The organism is Bacteroides sp. CAG:189 (assembly GCF_000432295.1).
GTDB lineage: Bacteria > Bacteroidota > Bacteroidia > Bacteroidales > Bacteroidaceae > Bacteroides > Bacteroides salyersiae.
On sequence record NZ_HF991063.1, the window covers coordinates 680 to 3113 of the forward strand.

Here is a 2434-nt window from a genome sequence, read left to right on the forward strand (position 1 = left end):
CCCCATCATTGGTATTATTAGCCATCGGCACACCATCGATAACAATCAACGGATTATTACCACCCTGGATCGATTTATTACCACGCAATAATATTTTGGAGGAACCACCGGCACCATTGGCATTCGGGGTAATAACCAAACCGGCAGACTTACCTTGCAAAGAATTTATCAAGTTCGCATCTTTTACACGGGTCAGTTCTTTTCCCCCAACAGTCTCAGCTGTATAAGACAGCGTTTTAGACAGGCGCTGAATACCCATTGCCGTAACGACTACTTCGCCAAGCATTTCCGTATCCTCTTTCAAGACTATAACCAGCGGCTTATTTCCGACAACAGTAGCAGTCTGAGATGCATAACCTACATAAGAGAACTCTAACACATCACCTTTTTTCACTTTTATGGTGAAATTTCCGTCAATATCCGTAATCGCTCCGGAAGTCGTTCCGCGAACTACAACATTCACACCGATCAAGGCCTCTCCCATAGCGTCCCGAACCTGTCCTTTCATGTCAAAAGAAGGGTCTTGCTGGGCTGCTTCCACTTTTTTGGGAGATAGTATGATCTGTTTATCTACGATTGTATAGGATACCGGAGTTCCCTCAAAAATTTCATTGAGGATCTGGGATATGTTGCCTTGTGGATTCTCAACAGAAACCACCCGATTCTTATCTATCGTCTTATCATTGTATAAAAACACAAAATCAGAAGTTTCTTCTATCCTATTCAAGACCTGTTCGACAGAGACCTGCGACATGGAAATAGGAACCTTTGTTTTCTGAGCGTATCCATTTCCGGCTCTAAGCTGTATCACAGCTACAAAAAGTAATACTAAAGCAATCCTCATAATTAAAGGGAGTTTAAGGTTGAGTACACACTTTGAACAATGTGTAACAATGGAATAATTTTTCTTCATAAACTTGTGGTTAACTAAAGTGTTTTATGAATTAATAAATAAAGATTTACACACCCGGATTCACGTAATACAACATCTCCGGTTTTTTCTCCAGTACAGGATCGATAAAGCAATCCCGTTTTTTACATTTAGAACTATACAATCATAGGCAGTCTATTTTTTATATCAATACAAATCCACTATTATCTTTTTCCTCACGAATGTTCCATCAGATTGCAGCACAGATTCTTCCTCCGTCTTCCACTTTATCATAGCCGATTTACTCAAATAATCAAGAATCTGTGACAATGTCTCATCTCTGAAAGTAGCCCGATATCTATACTGTTTTCCCGATCTGTTATTAAGTGCAATATCGACATTAAAATGCCGTGACAATCTTTTCAAGACCTCTTCTAAAGAAGAATTTCTAAAGATCAATTTTCCATCTTTCCATGCGACCTTCTCCGAGACATCAACTTCGGATTTCACAAATTGCAATGCTTTTTTATCATAAAGCAAATGTTCACCGGGTTTCAAAGCCACAGATGTTTCATACTTAGGAATAAATATATTGACACGTCCCGACTCCAATACTGTTTCAACATAATCTTCATTGTCATAAGCACAGACATTAAACCGTGTTCCATATACATATACCTGTACCCCCGAAGGCGTATTCACATAAAACGGATGCTTTTCATCTGACTGCACCTCAAAAAAAGCTTCTCCCTGCAAATCCACTTCACGCCTTTCTCCCTTAAAAATATTCGGGCAGCGAAGCTTGCTCCCCGAATTCAACCAAACGACCGAATTATCAGGTAGCTCATAACGAACAACCGAACCAACAGTTGCCGTTATATTGGTATATTGAATCTTTTCATCGGGTTTCTTAAAATACAAATACCCCAGCGCCATAGAAGAAAGTAATAGCGGGATGGTCAAAAAAGCGGCATACCTAACCAATCTCTCTTGAAATATTCTAATCTTTTTTGCTCTTATATCAGCCTTAATTTTCTTATAACCTAATTCCGCATCAACCGCTTCCATCAATTTTATATCTTCTCCCAAAGCCCATGCAATCTTAGAATCAAGGAATTGTAACCGATATGCCTCTGATCCGTTCAGCAACTTCTCAACTTCATCCTTTTCAGCCTTCGTACACAAGCCTCTATGATAGCGGAAGAATAATTCTGATTCCTGATGCTTCATCTATTTTTTTATTTGATTATTTTGGTTATTTTTCGTTTTTAAATTCGCTTTATAATTACTACAATTATTAAGAGACAAAAAGGACAAGACGTCTTGTGTTTTTTTTCATTTTTTGAAATTAACCACTCAAACAATTATCAGAAAAGAGAAAAAACAAAATAACATTGTGGTTATTTTCTGAAATCACATCAGATCACAAGCTTATTATTAACGAAAATATTCCATATGAAAGGACCCATGAAAGAGGATTTTAATAAAAATAGCTTTATTATCACATTAGGTTCCCTCTAAGACCACCTGAAAACTATCAAAAATGACCTGAAAACTATCAAT

2 protein-coding genes are annotated in these 2434 nt (G+C 37.6%); both read right to left on the reverse strand.

Annotation, left to right across the window (positions count from 1 at the left end; all coding sequences use genetic code 11):
• Positions 1 to 844: STN domain-containing protein (locus QVP90_RS09290; RefSeq protein ID WP_288204185.1), on the reverse strand; the 844-nt coding region annotated here is incomplete at its 3' end.
• A 234-nt stretch (positions 845 to 1078) separates the two neighbouring features.
• A complete protein-coding gene (locus tag QVP90_RS09295; RefSeq protein ID WP_021936258.1) occupies positions 1079 to 2101 on the reverse strand; it encodes a FecR family protein in 1023 nt (340 codons plus the stop codon).
• Positions 2102 to 2434 lie beyond the last annotated feature (333 nt).

What these genes read in the sequence shown, in the direction of transcription:
- QVP90_RS09295 (WP_021936258.1), bottom strand. Translation starts at nt 2,101, where the DNA reads ATGAAGCATCAGGAATCAGAATTATTCTTCCGCTATCATAGAGGCTTG.